19 protein-coding genes are annotated in these 19,275 nt (G+C 69.4%); 3 read left to right on the top strand and 16 right to left on the bottom strand.

The features are described from left to right. Positions 1-11 precede the first annotated feature (11 nt). The 10 genes from ACWIDW_RS00710 to prmC all read right to left on the bottom strand — a co-directional run bounded on the left by ACWIDW_RS00710 (position 12) and on the right by prmC (position 8,516). Positions 12-905, bottom strand: a complete 894-nt coding sequence (locus ACWIDW_RS00710; RefSeq protein WP_454122136.1) for a F0F1 ATP synthase subunit gamma — start codon at positions 903-905, stop codon at positions 12-14. Positions 906-924: 19 nt separating this feature from the next. Next, positions 925-2,565: a F0F1 ATP synthase subunit alpha gene (gene atpA / locus ACWIDW_RS00705; RefSeq protein WP_454122134.1), complete on the bottom strand. Its 1,641-nt coding sequence runs from the start codon at positions 2,563-2,565 to the stop codon at positions 925-927. 50 nt (positions 2,566-2,615) lie between these two features. Further along, a complete protein-coding gene (locus ACWIDW_RS00700) occupies positions 2,616-3,404 on the bottom strand; it encodes a F0F1 ATP synthase subunit delta (RefSeq protein WP_454122133.1) in 789 nt (262 codons plus the stop codon). After that, entirely contained in the window at positions 3,404-3,946 is a 543-nt protein-coding gene (locus ACWIDW_RS00695) for a F0F1 ATP synthase subunit B (RefSeq protein WP_452321455.1), read from the bottom strand. Before ACWIDW_RS00695 ends, ACWIDW_RS00700 begins: the two co-directional genes overlap by 1 nt. Positions 3,947-3,973: 27 nt before the next feature. After that, positions 3,974-4,210 (bottom strand): ATP synthase F0 subunit C, encoded by a 237-nt coding sequence (atpE, locus tag ACWIDW_RS00690; RefSeq protein WP_071642243.1) that lies wholly within the window; start codon positions 4,208-4,210, stop codon positions 3,974-3,976. Positions 4,211-4,253: 43 nt separating this feature from the next. Then, complete coding sequence (gene atpB, locus ACWIDW_RS00685; protein ID WP_454123224.1) at positions 4,254-4,994, bottom strand: F0F1 ATP synthase subunit A; 741 nt, start codon at positions 4,992-4,994, stop codon at positions 4,254-4,256. Between the two features lie 179 nt (positions 4,995-5,173). Then, positions 5,174-5,683 carry a hypothetical protein gene (locus ACWIDW_RS00680; RefSeq protein ID WP_454122131.1) on the bottom strand — a complete coding sequence of 170 codons (510 nt, stop codon included), beginning with the start codon at positions 5,681-5,683 and terminating at the stop codon, positions 5,174-5,176. Beyond that, a complete protein-coding gene (locus ACWIDW_RS00675; protein ID WP_454122130.1) occupies positions 5,680-6,864 on the bottom strand; it encodes an MraY family glycosyltransferase in 1,185 nt (394 codons plus the stop codon). Before ACWIDW_RS00675 ends, ACWIDW_RS00680 begins: the two co-directional genes overlap by 4 nt. After that, positions 6,861-7,592, bottom strand: coding sequence for an L-threonylcarbamoyladenylate synthase (locus ACWIDW_RS00670; protein WP_454122128.1), 732 nt, complete (start codon positions 7,590-7,592; stop codon positions 6,861-6,863). Before ACWIDW_RS00670 ends, ACWIDW_RS00675 begins: the two co-directional genes overlap by 4 nt. Before the next feature lie 66 nt (positions 7,593-7,658). After that, entirely contained in the window at positions 7,659-8,516 is an 858-nt protein-coding gene (gene prmC, locus ACWIDW_RS00665) for a peptide chain release factor N(5)-glutamine methyltransferase (RefSeq protein WP_454122126.1), read from the bottom strand. A 116-nt stretch (positions 8,517-8,632) separates the two neighbouring features. Between prmC and cysK the strand changes: the two genes are divergently transcribed. Together cysK and epsC are read left to right on the top strand one after the other, a co-directional pair. Beyond that, positions 8,633-9,571, top strand: coding sequence for a cysteine synthase A (cysK, locus tag ACWIDW_RS00660; protein ID WP_071642237.1), 939 nt, complete (start codon positions 8,633-8,635; stop codon positions 9,569-9,571). A gap of 14 nt (positions 9,572-9,585) precedes the next feature. After that, positions 9,586-10,149, top strand: coding sequence for a serine O-acetyltransferase EpsC (epsC, locus tag ACWIDW_RS00655; protein ID WP_454122125.1), 564 nt, complete (start codon positions 9,586-9,588; stop codon positions 10,147-10,149). Between the two features lie 9 nt (positions 10,150-10,158). Here epsC and prfA read toward each other — a convergent pair whose 3' ends face one another. From prfA to lysA, 5 genes are all read right to left on the bottom strand, one after another. Next, positions 10,159-11,235 (bottom strand): peptide chain release factor 1, encoded by a 1,077-nt coding sequence (gene prfA / locus ACWIDW_RS00650; RefSeq protein ID WP_454122123.1) that lies wholly within the window; start codon positions 11,233-11,235, stop codon positions 10,159-10,161. 24 nt (positions 11,236-11,259) lie between these two features. Continuing rightward, complete coding sequence (gene rho, locus ACWIDW_RS00645) at positions 11,260-13,419, bottom strand: transcription termination factor Rho (protein ID WP_454122122.1); 2,160 nt, start codon at positions 13,417-13,419, stop codon at positions 11,260-11,262. A gap of 167 nt (positions 13,420-13,586) precedes the next feature. Next, entirely contained in the window at positions 13,587-14,507 is a 921-nt protein-coding gene (gene thrB / locus ACWIDW_RS00640; protein ID WP_454123222.1) for a homoserine kinase, read from the bottom strand. 65 nt (positions 14,508-14,572) lie between these two features. Then, positions 14,573-15,889, bottom strand: a complete 1,317-nt coding sequence (locus ACWIDW_RS00635) for a homoserine dehydrogenase (RefSeq protein WP_454122120.1) — start codon at positions 15,887-15,889, stop codon at positions 14,573-14,575. Between the two features lie 57 nt (positions 15,890-15,946). After that, on the bottom strand, positions 15,947-17,338 hold the full coding sequence (gene lysA / locus ACWIDW_RS00630; RefSeq protein WP_454122118.1) for a diaminopimelate decarboxylase: 1,392 nt from the start codon (positions 17,336-17,338) through the stop codon (positions 15,947-15,949). Between the two features lie 97 nt (positions 17,339-17,435). Between lysA and ACWIDW_RS00625 the strand changes: the two genes are divergently transcribed. Then, positions 17,436-18,488: a YhjD/YihY/BrkB family envelope integrity protein gene (locus ACWIDW_RS00625; protein WP_454122117.1), complete on the top strand. Its 1,053-nt coding sequence runs from the start codon at positions 17,436-17,438 to the stop codon at positions 18,486-18,488. A 295-nt stretch (positions 18,489-18,783) separates the two neighbouring features. On the opposite strand, the gene ACWIDW_RS00620 is transcribed toward ACWIDW_RS00625, so the two are convergent. Continuing rightward, positions 18,784-19,092: a GIY-YIG nuclease family protein gene (locus tag ACWIDW_RS00620; protein ID WP_071640608.1), complete on the bottom strand. Its 309-nt coding sequence runs from the start codon at positions 19,090-19,092 to the stop codon at positions 18,784-18,786. Positions 19,093-19,275: the final 183 nt, after the last annotated feature.

Genomic DNA, 19,275 nt, shown 5'->3' with positions numbered 1-19,275 from the left:
CCTGATGTGTGTCAGCTGGACGACAGGGCGTCGGCGCCGCCGACGATCTCTGCGATCTGCTGGGTGATCTCGGCCTGGCGAGCGTTGTTGCGCAGGCGGGTGTAGTCGGTGATCAGCTTGTCGGCGTTGTCGCTGGCCGACTTCATCGCCTTCTGCGTCGCGGCCTGCTTGGCGGCCGACGACTGGAGGAGGGCGTTGAACACGCGGCTCTGGATGTACACCGGCAGGATCGCGTCGAGCACGGTCTCGGCGTCGGGTTCGAACTCGTAGAGCGGGTACACGGCGGCGGTCGCCGCGTCCTCGGCCTCTTCGATCTCGAGCGGCAGCAGACGAAGAGCGGTGGGCTCCTGCGTCATCATGCTCACGAACCGGTTGTAGACCAGCACGATCTCGTCGACGCCCTCGGAGTCGCCGCCGCGCAGGAAGGCCTCCTGCAGCGTGTGCGCGATCTCCTCGGCGGTGTGGAACGACGGCGTGTCGGTGTCGCCGATCCACTCGGCCGCGGACTCGATCCGGCGGAACTGGAAGTACCCGACGGCCTTGCGACCGACCAGGTAGTACACCGGCTCACGACCGAGCTCGCGCAGCCGCTCGCCCTGCTCGAGCCCCTCGCGGATCACCTGCGAGTTGAACGCGCCGGCGAGGCCGCGGTCACTCGAGAAGATGACGACCGCCGTACGACGGATCGTCTCTGCCTCGCGGGTGAGCGGGTGGTCGACGCTGGAGTGCGTCGCGACGGCGGACACGGCCCTCGTCACGGCCCGCGCGAAGGGGCTGGACGCCTTGACGCGTGCCATCGCCTTCTGAATGCGCGAAGCCGCGATGAGTTCCATCGCCTTCGTGATCTTCTTGGTCGTTTGAGCAGAAGAGATCTTCTGCTTGTAGACCCTGAGTTGAGCGCCCATGAATCAGTACCTCACGCGGTTACCCGCGACGACCCTTGACGATCTTCTCCTGGCTGACGTCACCGGCGTCCTCGGCAGAGACCTGCTCGTTGCCCGGGGTGCCGATCGACTGGCCCTTGCCGCCCTGGAACTCCAGGATGAAGGCGTCGGTCTGCTTGTCGAGCTCTGCGACCGTGGCGTCATCGAGGACGTTGGTCTCGCGCAGCGTGTCGAGGATCGACGTGTTGCGGCGCAGGTAGTCGAGAAGGTCGCGCTCGAAGCGGAGCACGTCCTCGACCTCGATCGAGTCGAGCTTGCCGTTCGTGCCGGCCCAGATCGAGACGACCTGCTCCTCCACGGGGTACGGCGAGTACTGCGGCTGCTTGAGCAGCTCGGTCAGTCGCGCACCGCGGGCGAGCTGACGACGCGATGCCGCGTCGAGGTCGGATGCGAACATCGCGAACGCCTCGAGGGAGCGGTACTGCGCAAGCTCCAGCTTCAGTGTTCCGGAGACCTTCTTGATCGACTTGACCTGAGCGTCACCGCCGACTCGCGAGACCGAGATTCCCACGTCGACCGCAGGACGCTGGTTGGCGTTGAACAGGTCGGACTGCAGGAAGATCTGGCCGTCGGTGATCGAGATCACGTTGGTCGGGATGTACGCCGAGACGTCGTTCGCCTTGGTCTCGATGATCGGCAGACCCGTCATCGAACCCGCGCCGAGCTCGTCGGACAGCTTCGCGCAGCGCTCGAGCAGACGCGAGTGCAGGTAGAAGACGTCACCGGGGTACGCCTCGCGCCCCGGCGGGCGGCGCAGCAGCAGCGACACGGCACGGTAGGCCTCGGCCTGCTTCGACAGGTCGTCGAAGATGATCAGGACGTGCTTGCCGCCGTACATCCAGTGCTGGCCGATGGCCGATCCGGTGTACGGGGCGAGGTACTTGAAGCCGGCCGGGTCGGAAGCGGGAGCCGCGACGATGGTGGTGTACTCCATCGCACCGGCCTCTTCGAGCGCACCGCGGACGCCCGCGATGGTCGAGCCCTTCTGGCCGATCGCGACGTAGATGCAGCGCACCTGCTTGCTGACGTCGCCCGACTCCCAGTTGGCCCGCTGGTTGATGATCGTGTCGATCGCCAGCGCGGTCTTGCCGGTCTGGCGGTCGCCGATGATCAGCTGACGCTGACCGCGGCCGACGGGGATCATGGCGTCGATCGCCTTGACACCGGTCTGCATCGGCTCGTGCACCGACTTGCGCTGCATGACGCCGGGCGCCTGCAGCTCGAGGGCACGGGAGCCCTCGGTCGCGATGGAGCCGAGTCCGTCGATCGGGTTTCCGAGCGGATCGACGACGCGACCCAGGTAGCCGTCGCCGACCGGGACCGAGAGGACCTCGCCGGTGCGGGTGACCTCCTGGCCGGCCTCGATGCCGGTGAAGTCGCCGAGGACGACCACGCCGATCTCGTGCTCGTCGAGGTTCAGTGCCAGGCCCTTCGTGCCGTCCCCGAAGGTGACGAGCTCGTTGGCCATGACGCCCGGCAGTCCTTCGACGTGCGCGATGCCATCGGCTGCGTCGATGACGGTGCCGACCTCGGTCGCCGCGGCGCCGGTGGGCTCGTAGGCGGCGGCGAAGTCCTTCAGCGCGTCACGGATGACGTCGGGGCTGATCGATAGTTCTGCCATTGTCTTCCCTTTGTGTGTCTGGGTGTGCGCGGTTCCCCGCGTCGAGTAGTTCAGCTCGCGAGCTTCTGGCGAAGGTCGGCGAGGCGGGCGGAGATGCTGCCGTCGATGACGTCATCGGCGATCTGCACACGCAGGCCTCCGACGACGGATTCGTCGATCACCTGGTTGATGGAGATCTCGCCGCCGTAGCGACGGGCGAGCGCGTCGCGCAGGCGCGCTTCCTGCGCGGCCGGGATCGGAGCGGCGGTGTACACCGTCGCGACCGAACGGCCGGCCTGTGCGGCGACGATGCGAACCGCGCGGCTGAGCACCTGGCGGACGCGACGCTCACGCGGACGCGGGACCAGGGACGTGGCGATGAGCATGGTCGCGGGTGACACCGCGCCACCGAGCACCCGCTCGACGAGCGCGAGCTTCGCCGCGTCACCGCCGAGACGGCCACCGAGTGCGAGCTCGAGCTCGGGGTTCGCCGCGACGACGCGCGAGAAGCCGAACAGCTCCGTCGCGACGTCGTCACCGGGAGCCGCCGCAGCCGCTGCGCGGATGGCGAGCTCTTCGACACCGTCGACGAGATCGGACACCGACGACCAGCGCTGCGCCGCGACCGTGGTCAGCAGCGAGCGCACCGGAGCCGAGACACCCGCGAACACCGCCGAGACGAGCGCGCTGCGCGCCTCGGCCGGGGCTGCAGGATCGGCGAGCGCGCCGCTCAGCTGAGCCGACTCCCCGATGGCGCGGGCTGCAGCGAAGAGCTCGGCCGCGCTGTCGAGGGTCAGGCCCGACGCTGCGGCAAGCGCGTCCGTCGATGCCGCGAGTGCCTGAGTGGTCGCGCTGCCCATTACTTGGCCTTCTCGAGGTCGGCGAGGAAGCGGTCCACGACGGCCGTCGCACGGGCGTCGTCGCTGAGGGTCTCCCCCACGACGTTGCCGGCGAGGTCGATCGCGAGCGTGCCGACCTCGCTGCGCAGCGAGACGAACGCCGCCTGGCGCTCGGCCTCGATCTGCGAGTGAGCGGCTGCGGTGATGCGGCCGGCCTCGGCGACAGCGGTCTCCTTGGCCTCGGTCACGATCTTCTTGCCGTCCTCACGGGCGGCCTCGCGGATCTCACCGGCCTCGGTGCGGGCCTCGGCGAGCTGGCGGGTGTACTCCTCCAGCGCGGCCTCGGCCTGCTTCTGCGCCTCATCGGCCTTGGCGATGTTGCCTTCGATGGCGGCTGAGCGCTCGTCGAGGATCGCGGTCAGGCGAGGAAGGGCGACCTTCCACACCACGATGAGGATGATGAGGAACCACAGGCCCGACCAGATGATGTCGTACCACGCGGGGATGAGCGGGTTCTGCGCCTCGGTCTCCGCCGCGAGGTTCGTGACAAGAGCGTTCAGCATCCTGTCTCCTTCAGAAGTCGGTGCGGATTACGGGAAGGGGATGAAGGCGACGGCGATGCCGACGAATGCGAGCGCCTCGGTGAAGGCGATGCCGATCCACATGAGGACCTGGAGACGGCCGGCCAGCTCGGGCTGACGGGCGACACCCTCGATGGTCTTGCCGACGACGATGCCCACGCCGATGGCCGGTCCGATGGCTGCGAGGCCGTAGCCGACCGCACCGATGTGACCGTTGATTTCAGCGAGAACCGTAGTAGCGTCCACGGGTTTTTCCTTTCGTTGGGTGGGGCGGCAGTTGCCGACCCGCTCAGTGCTCTTCTGCGACCGCGAGCTGGATGTAGATCGCGGTGAGGACGGTGAAGACGTAGGACTGCAGGACGACGACCAGGATCTCGAAGAGAGTGAAGGCGCCGCCGAAGGCGAGGGTGCCGACGCCGAGCGCCGCCCAGCCGCCACCTGCAGTGAAGAAGAAGAAGTGCGTGGCCGCGAAGCACAGCACGAGGATCATGTGACCGACGACGAGGTTCATCATCAGACGCAGGGTGAGGGTCACCGGGCGGATGATGAAGGTGGAGATGAACTCCAGCGGGGTCACGATGATGTAGACCGGCCACGGCACGCCCGACGGGAAGAGGGAGTTCTTCCAGAACCCGAGCGGGCTCTTCTTCATGCCGGCGTAGATGAAGGTCACGTAGCTGATCACGGCGAGCGTGAGCGGCACGGCGATGATCGCGGTTCCCGGCATGTTCAGGAACGGGATGATGCCGGTGATGTTCATGAACAGGATCATGAAGAACATCGTCACGAGCAGCGGGGCGAACCGCTCGCCGTCCTTGCGGCCGAGCAGGTCGTGGCCGATGCCCGTGCGGACGAAGCCGATTCCCATCTCGACGAGACTCTGGAAGCGACCGGGCACGACGGTCATGCGACGCGTTCCGAGCCACATGATCAGCACGACGGCGATGACCGAGATCAGCTGGATCAGGTGGATGCGGTGCATCGGCACACCGAACACGGTGAACAGGATGTCCGGGAAGAACTCACCCATCGACGGGCCGTGGAATTCACCGTCACCGGCGATCGGACGAAGGGTCAGGGTCGCAACGGGATTCAACAGCGCGGGCTCCAGCTTCGGGTCACCGGCGAGAACCGGGGCGACGAGGGACGTTGTGCATCAGCGCAAGCGCTCGCGAGACGAGCGGCGGGCACGGATAAACACTACCAGATTCATCGGTCGCTCTCGGTCCCGCCGCGCGCATTCCGGGCATCGCCGTCGGGCTCGTCCTCGGGGTTGACGGTCGGCAGATCGATGTCACTGACGTGCGGCAGGCGCATGCGGACGAGCACGAGCGCGTCGACCACCAGGGAGAGCACCACTCCCGCGACGATGGAGAGGAAGAAGACGAGCGGCGAGATCCACGGCTGACCGCTGAGGACGATCATGATCACCAGGAACAGGCCGAGCTTGAGCAGCCAGCCGCCGAGCACGATCGCGAAGAACAGCTGCACGTAGATCGGATCGCCGAACCAGCGGTTCGCGAACAGGATGCTGCCGGCGGTGATCCCAAGGAAGAGGAACGCGAGCAGCACGCCGATCAGGCCGCTCCACAGCCCGCTCGTGCCGTCGACGGCGTATCCGATGCCGGCTGCGGCGAGGGCGAGCACCAGCGCGGCGCCGGCCGACCACGTCAGCGTGCGCCGCAGGATGGGTGTGCTGGAGACGGGGCTCGGGGTCATCGGGGCTCCATGTGCTCGGTGTCGGGTGGGGTCGGATCGGCGGCGGCCGCCGCTCGGCGTCGCACGCTGTGCGGCGTGCGCGTGACGATCAGGCAGGCGACGACGCCCACGACGCCGAACGCGACCGCGGCGAGATACCCGCCCGGCCAGTCCTGTCGTCCGGCGATGTACATCAGCAGCACGGTCAGCGAGATGATCGCCGTCCAGGCGTAGAAGATGAGCACGGCGTCGCGGTGGCGGTGGCCGAGGTCCAGCATCCGATGGTGCAGATGCTTGCGGTCGGGCGAGAAGGGTGATTTGCCGGCACGCATCCGGCGCGACACCGCGAGACCGAAGTCGAGCAGCGGAAGCATCACGATCACCAGCGGAAGCACGATGGGGAGGAACGCGCCGAGCAGCTGCGAGCGGCCGAAGCGCTCGGGGTCGAACGCGTTGACGTCGCCCTGCGTGGTCAGCGCGATCGTCGAGGTCGCCATCAGCAGGCCGAGCACGAGAGCGCCCGAGTCGCCCATGAACAGCTTCGCCGGGCTCCAGTTCAGCGGCAGGAAGCCGAGACAGGCGCCGATGAGCACGGCCGCGAGGAACGTGGCGAGGTTGAAGTAGCTGGTGGCGCCGGAGTCGCGGGTGAGGATGTACGCGTAGACGAAGAACACGCCGTTCGCGATGAGGCAGACTCCCGCGACGAGCCCGTCGAGCCCGTCGATGAAGTTGACCGCGTTCATCACCACGACGATCGCGAACATCGTGATCGCGATGCTCACCCAGCTGGAGACGAGGATCATGTCGCCGACCGGCAGCGAGAGGATCTGCAGTCCGCCGCCGACCGTGATGATGCCCGCGGCGAGGAACTGCGCGGCGAGCTTGATCATCCAGTCCAGGTCGATCAGGTCGTCGACCACGCCGATGACCGCGATCAGCAGCGCCGCGCCGAGGATCGCCCACAGCGTGTTCGGCGGCGACCACATCCGCTCGAAGAACGGGTTGGCCGCGGAGATGAGAACCGCGCTGGCGATGCCGATGAACATGGCGACGCCGCCGAGACGCGGGGTCGGGGTCTTGTGCACATCTCGTTCACGGATGCCCGGATAGAGCTTGAACCTCAGGCTCAGCCGCCACACCGCCCACGACAGCGCGAAGGTGATCGCCGCCGTGAGGATGATCGTGAACAGATACTGCTTCACTCTTCGTCGACCGGGCTCTCGTCGGCCTGCTCGGGCTCGACGTCGCCGGGCCTCTCCTCGGGCTCGAGGAGGTCGCCGAGCACCTCCGACAGCTGCTCCCTGGTCACCGCCCCCTCACGCAGGATGCGCACCATCGGGGTCTCGCCGTCGGGAGCCGCGACGAGCGAGGTGGCGTCGACGATCGTCGAGGGCACGCCGGTCTCGCTGTACCCCTCTTCGAGGTAGACCGCGACGCTGTCGCCGAGCATCGCCTCGGCATCGGAGGCGATGATCGCGGCATCCCGGCCGGACAGGTTCGCGCTCGACACGGCGAGCGGTCCGGTCTCGGCCAGCAGCTCGAGCGCGATGCGACGATCGGGCATCCGCACGGCGACGGTGCCCTGGGTCTCGCCGAGGTCCCAGGTCAGGGACGGCTGGGCGGGCAGCACGATCGTGAGACCGCCGGGCCAGAACGCGTCGACGAGGCTCTGCACGGGTGCAGGCACCGTCTCGACGAGGGCCTTGAGCATGTCCTGCCCGGCGACGAGCACGGGCGGCGGCATGTCGCGGCCGCGGCCCTTCGCGTCGAGCAGTCGCTGCACCGCGGCGGGCGAGAAGGCGTCGGCGGCGATGCCGTACACGGTGTCGGTGGGCAGCACGACGAGCTCGCCCCGGGCGATCGCCTGACGGGCGTGGCGCATGCCGGCGAGGATCTGGGAGTCGTCGCGGCAATCGAAGACAGTTGACATGGCCTCTTAGTCTACGACGGCGTTCTCCGTGCCCACGGGTCGAGGGCGCACGCGCGCCCGCCTCGTTCAGGCCCTCAGGGCCGTCGTCGCGCGGTCACGGCGGGTGAGATCCTGATGCGTCGCCGCTGCGCGCCATCCGTCGGCGGTCAGGATCTCCCGGATGGCGTGGCCCTGCAGCTCGCCGTGCTCGAGCACGAGCAGGCCGCCGCTGTGCAGCAGTTGCTGGGCCCGGGAGCTGATCACGCGCACCACGTCGAGGCCGTCCGCCCCGCCGTACAGTGCCTGTGCCGGGTCGTGCAGGCGCACCTCCGGGTCGCGGGGGATCGCGTCGTCGGGCACGTAGGGCGGGTTCGAGATGACCACGTCCACGGTGCCGCGCAGCTCGTCGAACGCGGTGGCGAGGTCGCCGAGCACCAGGGTCAGGTTGCCCACGCCGCGTGTGTTGCGCTCGGCCCACGCGTGCGCGTCGGCGGACCGCTCCACGGCGTGCACCCTGGCATGCGGCACCTCCGTGGCCATCGCGAGGGCGATGGCTCCGCTGCCGGTGCCGAGGTCGACGCCGATCGGCGGCGCGGACGCGCTCTCCAGGAGCGCGTCGATCGCGAACTGCACGACCGTCTCCGTCTCCGGGCGCGGCACGAAGACTCCCGGGCCCACAGCCAGCTCGAGGTGGCGGAACGCGGCCCGACCGGTGAGATGCTGCAACGGCTCGCGGGCGGCGCGCCGCTCGACGAGGAGGGCCAGTCGCTCGGCATCCGGTTCGGCGATCTCGGCCCCGCGCACCACCGCGGCCTGCAGCTCGCCACGGCCCAGCCCGAGCACGTGTCCGATGAGCAGCTCGGCGTCGACGAGCGGGTCGGGAACACCCGCATCGGCGAGCCGCTGCGCGACGGCGCGCAGCTGCGCCGAGATGAGAAGGGGCATCCTCTCAGCGTAGGCGGTGCGCGCAGCCGGTCACATTCCGTCATCATCCAGGCCACGCCCCGTAGGCTGATCTCGCTGAACTCCCGCACGAGAACTCCGCTCACGAAAGGTCTGCCATGACCGGCATCCACAACGACATCACCAGCACTTTCGGCAACACCCCTCTGGTGCGGCTGAACCATCTGACCGAGGGCCTCGACGCCACCGTTCTCGTCAAGCTCGAGTCGTTCAACCCTGCCTCGAGCGTGAAGGACCGCATCGGCATCGCGATCGTCGACGCCGCGGAGGCGTCGGGCGAGCTGAAGCCCGGCGGCACCATCGTGGAGGCGACCAGCGGCAACACCGGCATCGCCCTGGCGATGGTCGGCGCGGCTCGCGGCTACAAGGTGATCCTCACCATGCCCGCTTCCATGTCGAAGGAGCGCCGCGTGCTGCTGAAGGCGTTCGGCGCGGAGCTCGTGCTGACCGACCCGACGCTCGGCATGAAGGGCGCGATCGAGAAGCTGCAGGAGATCATCGAGTCCACGCCCGGGGCGGTCTGGGCCCGCCAGTTCGAGAACTCCGCGAACCCGCAGATCCACCGCGAGACCACCGCTCAGGAGATCCTCCGCGACACCGACGGGCAGGTCGACATCTTCGTGGCCGGTGTCGGCACCGGCGGCACCATCACCGGCGTCGGCCAGGCGCTCAAGGCCGTCAAGCCCGAGGTCCACGTCGTGGCCGTCGAGCCGACCGACTCCCCCCTGCTCTCGGAGGGACGCACGGGACCCGCCAAGATCCAGGGCATCGGACCGAACTTCGTTCCCGCGATCCTCGATCGCGACGTGATCGACGAGATCATCACGGCCGGCTTCGAGGAGTCTCTCGAGACCTCGCGCGCACTCGCCGCGAAGGAGGGCATCCTCGTCGGCATCTCCGCGGGGGCGGCCGTCGCGCAGGCGCTGAAGATCGCCGCCCGCCCCGAGAGCAAGGGCAAGCAGATCGTGGTCATCGGCTGCGACACCGGAGAGCGCTACCTCTCCACTGCCCTGTTCGAAGACCTGCGCGAGGACTGACCGTCTCTGTGAGCATGCTCTCCCGTGTCCGCGAGGACATCGCGGCCGCCCGCCGACGCGACCCCGCTGCCCGCAGCGGGGTCGAGGTGGCTCTGCTGTACCCCGGACTGCACGCCGTGTGGGGTCATCGCGTGTGGCACGCGCTGTGGCGGCGCGGGCTGCGCTTCGTCGCCCGGATGGGATCGCAGATCACCCGGTGGTTCACCGGCATCGAGATCCACCCGGGGGCGCGCATCGGACGGCGCTTCTTCATCGACCACGGAACAGGCGTCGTGATCGGCGAGACCGCCGAGATCGGGGATGACGTGATGATCTATCACGGCGTCACGCTCGGCGGGCGCACCCGGGATCACGGCAAGCGGCACCCCACGCTCGAGGACGGGGTGTCGGTGGGTGCGGGGGCGAAGATCCTCGGCCCGGTGCGCGTCGGTGCGCGGTCGGTCGTCGGCGCGAACGCGGTGGTCACGAAGGACGCGCCGGCCGACAGCATCCTGGTCGGAGTGCCGGCGAAGCCGCGCAAGCGCACCGAATCCGACGACTCACGGGCGCTGCTGACCGCGCCCGACTACGTGATCTGAGCTCGCCGCTCAGTCGCCGCCGAGGGCGGCGAGCCTGGCCTCCTCGTCGGCGTGGATCGCCGACTCGATGAGCGGATCGAGCGCGCCGTCCATCACCTGGTCGAGGTTGTACGCCTTGTAGCCCGTGCGGTGATCGGCGATGCGGTTCTCGGGGAAGTTGTAGGTGCGGATGCGCTCGGAGCGGTCCATGCCGCGGATCTGCGATCGGCGGGCGTCGGACGCCGCGGCATCCAGCTCCTCCTGCTGTCTCGCGAGCAGCCGGGCGCGCAGGACGCGCATCCCCGCCTCGCGGTTCTGCAGCTGCGACTTCTCGTTCTGCATCGACACGACGATGCCGGTGGGCACGTGCGTGATGCGCACCGCGGAGTCGGTGGTGTTCACCGACTGGCCGCCGGGGCCGGATGAGCGGTAGACGTCGATCTTCAGATCGTTCGCGTCGATCTGGATCTCCTCCGGCTCATCCACCTCGGGGAAGACGAGCACGCCTGTGGTGGAGGTGTGGATGCGTCCCTGCGACTCGGTGGCGGGCACGCGCTGTACGCGGTGCACGCCGCCTTCGTACTTCAGGTGCGCCCAGACGCCCTGCGACGGGTCGGACGAGGAGCCCTTGATCGCGACCTGGACGTCCTTGTAGCCGCCGAGGTCGGATTCGTTGCGCTCGAGCAGCTCGGTCTTCCATCCGCGGTGCGCCGCGTACTGCACGTACATGCGCAGCAGGTCGGCGGCGAACAGTGCCGATTCGGCGCCGCCCTCCCCCGCCTTGATCTCCATGATCACGTCGCGTGCGTCGTCGGGGTCGCGGGGGATCAGCAGCCGCCGCAGCTTCTCCTGCGCCACCCGCAGCTGCTCCTCGAGCGCGGGCACCTCGTCGGCGAAGGCGTCGTCTTCCCTGGCCAGCTCGCGTGCCGCTTCCAGATCGTCGGATGCCGTCATCCACGCCTCGTGCGCGGCGACGATGCGGTTCAGCTCGGCGTAGCGCCGGTTGACCCGCTTGGCGCGCGCGGCGTCGGCGTGCACCGCCGGGTCGGAGAGCTCCTCCTGCACCCGGCGATGCTCCTCGATGAGGGCCTGGACCGATTCGAACACGCCTCTGCTCCGCTCAGCGGTGGATCAGCGGATGCTGTTCTCGTGCGCGTGTGACGATCCCGTCGACGGGGGCGCGGGGATCGACTTCTGCATCTGGAAGAGGAACTCGACGTTCGAGCCGGTCTCCTTGAGCTTGCCGAGCACGACCTCGAGCGCCTGCTGCGTGTCGAGGCCGGCGAGGGCACGACGCAGCTTCCACGTGATCTTGACCTCGTCGGCCGACAGCAGCATCTCCTCGCGACGCGTGCTCGACGCATTGACGTCGACGGCCGGGAAGATGCGCTTGTCGGCGAGCTGACGCGACAGGCGCAGTTCGCTGTTGCCGGTGCCCTTGAACTCCTCGAAGATGACTTCGTCCATCTTCGACCCGGTCTCGACGAGCGCGGTGGCGAGAATGGTCAGCGAGCCGCCGTTCTCGATGTTGCGCGCGGCGCCGAAGAAGCGCTTCGGCGGGTACAGCGCCGCAGCGTCGACGCCGCCGGTGAGCACACGACCCGACGCAGGCGTCGAGATGTTGTACGCGCGGCCGAGACGGGTGATCGAGTCGAGCAGCACGACGACGTCACGCCCCAACTCGACGAGGCGCTTGGCTCGCTCGATGGCGAGCTCGGCGACCGTCGTGTGGTCTTCCGCCGGGCGATCGAAGGTCGACGCGATGACCTCGCCCTTGACCGTGCGCTGCATGTCGGTGACCTCTTCGGGCCGCTCGTCGACGAGCACGACCATGAGGTGCACCTCGGGGTTGTTCTGGGCGATCGCGTTGGCGATCTGCTGCAGCACGATGGTCTTGCCCGCCTTGGGCGGTGCGACGATCAGGCCGCGCTGGCCCTTGCCGATCGGCGCGACCAGGTCGATGATCCGCTGGGTCAGCTTCTCGGGAGCGGTCTCGAGACGCAGTCGCTCCTGCGGGTACAGCGGGGTGAGCTTGCCGAACTCGACCCGGTTCGCCGCATCGTCGGGCGAGAGGCCGTTGATCGAGTCGACCTTGACCAGCGCGTTGTACTTCTGGCGTCCCTGCTGCTCGCCCTCACGCGGCTGCTTGATCGCGCCGACGACCGCGTCGCCCTTGCGCAGGTTGTACTTCTTCACCTGGCCGAGCGAGACGTACACGTCGCTCGAGCCGGCGAGGTAGCCGGTGGTGCGCACGAAGGCGTAGTTGTCGAGCACGTCGAGGATGCCGGCGACGGGGATGAGGACGTCGTCTTCGCCGATCTCGGTCTCGAACTCGTCGACGGTGGTGTTGCCGCCGCCACGGCGCTTGCTGCCGCGCTGCCGGCCGCGGCCCGAGCCGCTCTCATCGTCGGAGTCGCTCTGACCGCCGCCGGTCTGCGCATTCCCACTCTGGCCGCTGCCGTTCTGGCCGCTGCCATTCTTGTCGCCGCCGTTCTTGTCGCCGCGGCCACGGTTGCGGTTGCGGCTGCGGCTGCGGCTGCGACCGGACCCCTCGCCGTCGCTGTCGTTCTCGCCGCCGCCCTGCTCGTTGGCACCGGCGGGCTGCTCGCTCGGAGCGGCCTCGGCGGGCGCTTCGGCAGGAGCAGCTTCGGTCTCGGTGGCCTTCGCGCCACGACGGCCGCGTGCGGGCCGCTTTGCGGAGTCGTGCGCGGCGTCCGCCGCCTGGTCGTCTCCCGCGCCGGCCGTCTGGTCTGCGGGCTCCGACGCCGCAGGGGCGTCGGACGATGCCGCGGGGGCGTCGTCGGACGTTGCCGCCTCGGCGGGAGCATCGCTCTTCTTCGCGCGCGAAGGACGCTTGCGGGCCGGCTTCGCGGGCGCCTCGGCGCCATCCGTCTTCTCCGTCTCGGCGGCGTTCGCCGACGGCGCATCCGCGGGCGCGGACTCGGCGGGGGCCTCGGCAGCCGGCAGGTCGAGCGTCTCGGCGTCGGCCTTCTTGGCGCGGGTGCGACGCGGTGCCTTCGCCTTCGGCTGCTCCTCCGCGGGCGCGGAGCCGGCCGCGGCGGAGTCCGTCACAGGAGCGGAATCCGCTGCCGGAGCGGCCGCAGCGGGCTGAGCTGCCGGGGCGGAGTCGCCTGCCGGGGCGGCTGCGTCGGCGGCGTTCGCATCGGCGGCTGCGGCTGCGGAGGCGGTCGTCGCGCGGCGCGGCGCACGCTTGCGTGCCGGCGCCGGCGTCTCGGTCGCCACCGACTCGGTGGTCGGGGTGTCGTTCTGGGTCTCGGAGAGGTTCTCCACGAGTACTCCCTCATATGTCGTGGGAAGACGAGCAGTCCGAAGTTGCACGCAGCAGATGCCGCGGGCATCACACGCGCCGACGCAGAGCGCCTGCCAGCCAGTACCTGGATGTTCCTGGGGATCGCGTGCGGACTTCGCAGAAGTGCGAAAGGGCGAGAATCACGAAGTTACGTGGTGCCCTCCGCTCGTTCCCTCACTGTACCACCCTGAACGTCGACGGCGAGCATGTGCGCCTGCCACGGAGTGTCCGTCACGGCGTCGGCCAGCTGCACCGCGCGCTGCCTCGCTCCGGGCCCGTCCGCCAGCACCAGCACGCTGGGTCCTGCGCCCGAGACGACCGCCGCGAAGCCCTCAGCGCGCAGCGCCTGCACCAGTCGCAGCGTCTCCGGCATCGCAGGCCCGCGATAGCCCTGGTGCAGCCGGTCGTCCGTCGCGTCGAGCAGCAGTTCGGGGCTCTGCGTGAGCGCGGCGATCAGCAGGGCAGAGCGCGAGACGTTGAACACGGCGTCCTCGCGCGAGACCTGCGGCGGCTGCAGCGAGCGGGCGAGCGAGGTCGACATCGTGAAGCCGGGCACGAACACGAGCGGAGCGACGCCCCGATGCACGAGCAGCTTCTTGTGCTGCGGGCCGCGCTCTCCCGTCCACGCGATCGTGAGACCGCCGAACAGGGCGGGCGCGACGTTGTCGGGATGCCCCTCGAGCTCGGTCGCCAGGCGCAGCAGCGCCTCGTCGTCGAGGTCGACGTCTCCCGCCAGCAGGCCCTTCGCGATCAGGATGCCCGCGGTCACCGCCGCGCCGGACGATCCGAGGCCCCGCCCGTGCGGCACGCCGTTCTCGGCGTGCAGGTGCAGACCCGGCATCCGGCGCCCGACGTCGGCGTAGACGTGGGCGATCGAGCGGACGACGAGGTTGCTCGCATCGGCGGGGATCTCGTCCGCGCCCGACCCGGTCACCTCGATAACGAGGCGCTCGTCGTCGAAGGACGACGCCGTGAGCGTGTCGTACACGCTGAGGGCGAGACCGAGCGTGTCGAATCCGGGGCCGAGGTTGGCGCTGGTCGCCGGCACGGTGACCACGACTGTGCGGATCGCCCCGTCGACGTGCGGCGCCTGGGAGACGACCGGCTCGGCGGGGACGAGGGTGACTCCCACGCTCACTCCCCCTCGACGCGCAGCACCGACACGACCCGCTCGACGACATCGCTCGCCGTCAGGCGGTCGACGGCGGCGCTGAGCGCGCTGTCGGTGGCGCGGTGCGTGCCGATGATCAGCCGCGCGGTCTCGCCGTCGGTGCCGTCGGATGCCGGGATGACGGTCTGCACGAGCGTTGCGACCGACACGCCGCCGTCGCTGAGCACCCCGGCGATGGTGGCGAGGACGCCCGCCTCATCCGACACCTCAAGGGTGATCTGGTAGCGGGTGAGCACATGGCCGATCGACACGATCGGCAGGTTGGCGCGGGTCGATTCGCCGACGCCCGTGCCGCCGGCGATGTGCCGGCGCGCGGCCGAGACGACATCTCCGAGCACGGCGGACGCGGTCTGCACGCCACCGGCTCCGGCGCCGTAGAACATCAGCGAGCCCGCAGCCTCGGCCTCGACGAAGACGGCGTTGTTGGCGCCGTGCACGGCGCCGAGCGGGTGATCGCGCGGAACGAGAGCCGGGTACACCCGCACCGAGATCGATTCGGCTCCGCCGTCGCCGAGACGCTCGCACACGGCGAGCAGCTTGATCACGAACCCGGCCTCGCGGGCCTCCTCGATCATGTCGGCGGTGACGCCCGTGATGCCCTCGCGGTGCACGGCCTCGAGCGGCACGGCGGTGTGGAAGGCGAGGGATGCCAGGATCGCCGCCTTCTGCGCGGCGTCGTAGCCCTCGACGTCGGCGGTGGGATCCGCTTCGGCGTAGCCGAGCCGCTGCGCGTCGGCGAGCACATCGCCGAAGTCGGCGCCCTCGCTGTCCATGCGGTCGAGGATGTAGTTCGTCGTCCCGTTGACGATGCCCATGATGCGCACCACGCGATCGCCGGCCAGCGAGTCGCGCAGCGGCCGGATGATCGGGATCGCCCCGGCGGCGGCGGCTTCGTAGTACACCGAGGCGCCCACCCGCTCGGCCGCTTCGTAGATCTCCGGTCCGTGGGTCGCGAGCAGCGCCTTGTTGGCCGTGACGACATCCGCACCGGAGCCCAGGCCCAGCAGGATGTGCGAGCGCGCCGGCTCGATGCCGCCCATGAGCTCGATGACGATGTCGGACCCGGTGATCAGCGTCTCGGCGTCGGTGGTGAACAGCTCACGAGGCAGGTCGACGTCGCGCGGGGCGTCGACATCGCGCACGGCGATGCCTGCCAGCTCCAGGCGGGCTCCCGCGCGGTCGGCGAGCTCGTCGCCGTGGCGCAGCAGCAGAGACGCCACCTGAGAGCCCACGGCTCCAGCTCCCAGCAGCGCCACGCGAAGTCGTCGGTAGTCAGTCATCTGCGCTCCTCAGCACGGTCGGTCAGGGCTTTCGGTCTGGCCGCGGACGGCCAAGGCTCACTGCGGGATGCCCGCGTCGCGTGCGAGCAGGTCGGCGAGCGACTCGCCGCGCACGATCACACGCGATTCGCCGCCGGAGACGGCGACGATGGGCGGTCGCGGCATGTGGTTGTAGTTGCTCGACAGAGGCGCGCAGTACGCTCCGGTGGCAGGGACGGCGAGCAGATCTCCAGGCGTCAGATCGCCGGGCAGGTACTCGTGGTCGACGACGATGTCACCCGACTCGCAGTGCTTGCCCACTACGCGCACGAGCACCGGGTCGCCCGTTCCGACCCGCGACGCGAGGCGGGCCGAGTACTGTGCGCCGTAGAGGGCGGGGCGGGCGTTGTCGCTCATGCCGCCGTCGACGCTGACGTAGCGTCGCGTCGTCGTCTCGAGGGCGACGTCCTTGACCGTGCCGATCTCGTAGAGGGTCACGCCCGCGTTGCCGATGATCGCCCGGCCCGGTTCGAACGCGAGCGCAGGCACGGGGATGCCACGTGCCGCGCATCCCTCGGCGACAGCCGCGACGATGCCCTCGGCGAGCTCGTCGATGGGCGTCGGATCGTCGACCCGCGTGTAGGCGATGCCGAATCCTCCGCCGAGGTTGAGCTGCGGGATGTCGCCGCCCGCGAGCAGCTCCTGATGCAGGTCGAGCAGGCGTGAGGCGGACTCGCGGAACCCGGACACGCCGAAGATCTGCGAGCCGATGTGGCAGTGCAGACCCGCGAAGACGAGTCCGTCGATCTCGCGGATGCGCGCGACCGCCGCGGGAGCCTGAGCGAGTGGGAAGCCGAACTTCTGATCCTCGTGCGCGGTCGCGAGGAAGTCGTGGGTCTCGGCGTGCACGCCGCTGTTGACGCGCAGCATGACTCGCTGGGACGCATCGGTGCGCGAGACGATCGCGGCGAGGCGCTCGATCTCGATGACGCTGTCGATGATGATGGTGCCGACACCGGCATCCACCGCCCGCTCGAGTTCGGCGACCGACTTGTTGTTGCCGTGGAAGCCCAGCCTGGCCGCATCCGCTCCCCCGGCCAGAGCGACCTCGAGCTCGCCACCGGTGCACACGTCGACGTTCAGGCCCTCGTCGAGCACCCAGCGCACGATCGACGTGTTCAGCAGGGCCTTGCCGGCGTAGTAGATGCGCGCCGTCGTGCCGTGGGCCGCCGCGGCACGCGCGAAAGCGGAACGCAGCGCCGAAGCCCGACGGCGCACCTCGTCTTCGTCGATCACCTGCAGAGGTGTGCCGTATGCGCGGACGAGCTCGCCGATTCCGACGCCCGCGATGCGCAGCTCGCCGTCGGCATCGCGTTCCGCGGACAGCGGCCAGACCCCCTCGACCAGGTCGTTGGCGTCGTCGGGGACGACCAGCCATCCGGGGGCGGGAGAGGAATCAGGGGAATGCACGCAGCGCCAATCGGGTCACGGGGTTCGACCCCTGATTCTAGGACACCGCCGAGTCAACCCCCGTTCACATTCCGATGCACTCAATAGTGTGGTGAAGATGGAGAGGCCGACGAGTTCCGACCCCGGTTCGCCCACCGAGCAGAAGGGGTGGGTGGCGCGGACGTCCGCGACGGTGATCCGCCGGCTGCTGCGGCTGCGCATCGTGCGCGCCGCACTGCTCTACACCGGACGGCGCGGGCCCATGCTCGCCGACGCCGTGACGTACCGGGCGCTGTTCAGCGTGTTCGCCGCCGTGCTGCTCGGCTTCTCGGCCGCGGCGCTGTGGCTCTCGCAGGATGCCGCCGCGTGGACCGCCGTCGTCTCCGCCGTGGACTCGGCGGTGCCCGGGCTCATCACGACGGGCGACAGCAAGGGCATCGTCGATCTCGACGACATCAGGGCGCCGGGCGGCCTGTCGGTCGCGGGCGTGATCTCGCTGATCGGACTCGTCGGCTCCGCACTCGGGGCGATCGGCTCGATGCGCAACGCCGTGCGCACGATCGCCGGAACGGACACCGCGGATGTCGTCTGGTATCTGGTGCTGCTGCGCAGCCTGCTGCTCGCGGTGATCATCGGCGGCACGTTCGTGGCCGCTGCGGGACTCACCTTCGCCGGTGAGCTGATCGTCGGCTGGTTCGCGGGGATGGTGGGAGTCGCGAACGACGCCCCCGCCGTGTTCTGGACGGTGCGCGTGCTGTCCCTGGTCATCGTGTTCGCTCTGGATGCCGTGCTGATCGCCGCGGTGTACCGGATGCTGTCGGGTGTGCGTGCGTCGCGCGGGGTGCTCTGGGGCGGCGCCGCGCTGGGAGGTGTGGGCCTGCTGATCCTGCAGGAGCTGTCGGGACTGTTCGTCGGCGGCGCGAAGGCGAACCCGCTGCTCGCCACATTCGCCTCGCTGCTCGCGCTGCTGCTCTGGCTGAACCTCTCGTCGCAGGTCATCCTGCTGACCAGCGCCCTGATCACGATCTCGCATCGCGAGCAGGGCGATCGGGTGGCGCAACGCTTCGGCGCCGAGACCCTGCCGGAGTTCGCCCTGCGTCGCGCCGAGGACGACGTGCGAGCCGCCACCGCGAACCTGCGCGCGGCGCAGAAGGCCGCCGCCCCCGACTGAGCCGCTGCACGTCTGGGTCCTTGAGCCCGTTGGGCCCCTGAGCCTGCCGAAGGGCCAGACTTCTTGGGTCCCTGAGCCACACCCGAATCCCGACCATCTTGGGCCCCTGAGCCTGCCGAAGGGCCGCCACCCTGGGCCCCAGAGCCCGCCGAAGGGCCTCTCCCCGCCTGAGCCATACCCTCGGACCCTGACCATCTTGGGTCCCTGAGCCTGCCGAAGGGCCAGGCTTCTTGGGTCCCTGAGCCTGCCGAAGGGCCGCCACCTTGGGTCCCAGAGCCTGTCGAAGGGCCGCCACTCACCGATCAGGTGCGTCGCCGTCTGCCGCAGGCCGCGACAGCGCAGGAAGCTCGTCCACCCGGCCTTCGATGAGCGCCAGCTTCTTGCGTCGACTCCAGCCCTGCACCTGCTTCTCCCGAGCGAACGCCGCGTCGACCGTCGGGTAGTCCTCGGCGTACACCAGCCTGACAGGACGTCTCTTTCGAGTGAAGGCAGCGGAATGCACATCATCGAAGTTGTGCGCCCAGACACGCGCGGCGACATCGCCGTTCGTGCTGCCGGTGTAGAAGGCGCCGTCAGCGCACTCGAGGATGTACATCCAAGGCATGAGTCCATGTTCGCGATGTTGCAGGGTCGTCTGTGATTGCTTGTGGATAACCGGCGGCGTCAGCACCTCTGGGCGGGTCGTGGGCGCGGCAGAACAGCTGGGCTCCCCAGGGCGAGGCCGCCCTTCGGCAGGCTCAGGGACCCATAAAGGGCGGCCCTTCAGCAGGATCCAGTCAGGATCCCA

The organism is Microbacterium sp. NPDC055312 (assembly GCF_053645675.1).
The sequence above is the reverse complement of the archived record's forward strand: the minus strand, read 5'-3'. Positions and strand labels throughout refer to the sequence as shown.